The sequence below is a fragment of the Arsenicibacter sp. R0_47 genome, from assembly GCF_057652235.1.
Genome location: NZ_JBYFCJ010000129.1, coordinates 1 through 305, shown reverse-complemented (window position 1 = coordinate 305; position 305 = coordinate 1). Strand labels below are relative to the sequence as shown.

Annotated in this window: 1 pseudogene; it reads left to right on the top strand. The window is 54.1% G+C overall.

The window, feature by feature from the left end:
- Positions 1-278: pseudogene (locus tag AC23NW_RS36330) on the top strand (hypothetical protein); the annotation flags it as partial.
- Positions 279-305 lie beyond the last annotated feature (27 nt).

The window sequence follows — 305 nt, the reverse complement described above, 5'->3', positions numbered from 1 at the left end:
CAATGTTCCATAGACATATGGTCCAACATTATCCGGCATTACGGCAAGCAACTGCCAGTACTCAACCACGGGTGATTTCCCGGGCTCAGTTGCCCCGCTTGCTGGAAAAGGTAAACCTTGCGGTATTCAACACGTTAGTTTTTGAGTGGTTCGGCTTGAGGCTGACACCCGCCCAGAGCGGCTGGTTTGCCCTGGATGGGAAAGAGCTAAGGGGCTCGATACGGGCCGGTCACCGGCGTGGCGAGGCCTGCGTATCGGCCTTGAGTCAGGACACCTGACAGATTATGAGTCAGTTATATTACAGT